Below are 436 nucleotides of genomic sequence, written 5' to 3' on the forward strand. Positions count from 1 at the left end.
CTAATGCGCTTGTCGAAGTAAGGTAAGGGGTTTCAGCTAAGCCGGGGATGGGTGGTTGTGCGGGTCGGGCCCCGGTGCCGATAAAAGCACGGTCAAAGTGAACCGTTTGCTCACCGCCATCGCAAAGTGATACGGAAAGAGTTTCATCGTCTATAAAGCGGGCTTCGCCGTTAATAACGGTAATGGCGGAATTCTCTCTAAGAATACTCTGGTATTTGGATTCACGGAGTTCTTCTATCCGAGCCTGTTGTTGCTCGAGGAGAGTTGATCGATTTACCTTAAGAGTATGAGTACTTAAGCCTTTATCAAAAGGGCTTTCTCGCCGCAGTTGGGCGATATGAGCCGCTCGGATCATGATTTTAGACGGGACACAGCCAATATTGACACAAGTTCCGCCAATAGTACCTCTCTCAATGAGCGTCACTCGGGCACCTCC

Annotated in this window: 1 protein-coding gene; it reads right to left on the reverse strand. The window is 49.8% G+C overall.

Annotated elements, in window-relative coordinates; all coding sequences use genetic code 11:
- A partial coding sequence (locus ACP7H9_RS14210; protein WP_439222932.1) for an FAD-dependent oxidoreductase occupies positions 1-424 on the reverse strand: 424 nt, incomplete at its 3' end.
- Between the last annotated feature and the right edge of the window lie 12 nt (positions 425-436).

This window comes from Idiomarina sp. ST20R2A10 (assembly GCF_051842345.1).
Lineage (GTDB): Bacteria > Pseudomonadota > Gammaproteobacteria > Enterobacterales > Alteromonadaceae > Idiomarina > Idiomarina loihiensis.